This window comes from Pseudoalteromonas sp. APC 3694, assembly GCF_030407565.1.
GTDB lineage: Bacteria > Pseudomonadota > Gammaproteobacteria > Enterobacterales > Alteromonadaceae > Pseudoalteromonas > Pseudoalteromonas tetraodonis.
The window spans coordinates 1-539 of the sequence record NZ_JASDDE010000143.1; the positions used below are offsets into that span (position 1 = coordinate 1).

Consider the following 539-nt stretch of genomic DNA (forward strand, 5'->3'; position numbering starts at 1 on the left):
GCTTAAACACCTAATAGAATCAGGTGAGAAGCAACGCATTAAGCCGTCTCGACTATCCTCTAGCGAAGTGATGACTATATTAATTGCCTTTCATCAATCAGGTTATCGCGACTTTAAAACTTACTACACCAAATTTGTTTGTCAGTATTGGCGACATTATTTTCCTGATTTAGTCAGTTATACACGTATGTTGAAGTTACTTCAGGCCACGTTACCTGCTCTGTGTAGCTATCTGAAGCAGCGCTTTGATAAACCAACAGGCATTGCATTTATCGATTCTACTTCTCTCAAGGTGTGTCACAACATGCGTATTCCTCGCCACCAAGTTTTCGCGGGAAAAGCCAAGCGGGGTAAAGGAACAATGGGCTGGTTTTATGGGTTTAAACTTCACCTCATCATGAATGATGAAGGTGGTTTATTAGCAGTAAAAGTGACAGCTGGGAATGTTGATGATAGACAGCCGGTGTTAGATATGGTCGATAATGTTACAGGTAGTTTATACGCTGATAAAGGTTATGTATCTGCAAACCTAAAAGCGG

1 protein-coding gene is annotated in these 539 nt (G+C 41.0%); it reads left to right on the forward strand.

What is annotated here, in order from left to right:
- The coding region (locus QMA00_RS18910) for an IS982 family transposase (RefSeq protein WP_290158523.1) at nucleotides 1–539 on the forward strand (539 nt) is incomplete at both ends.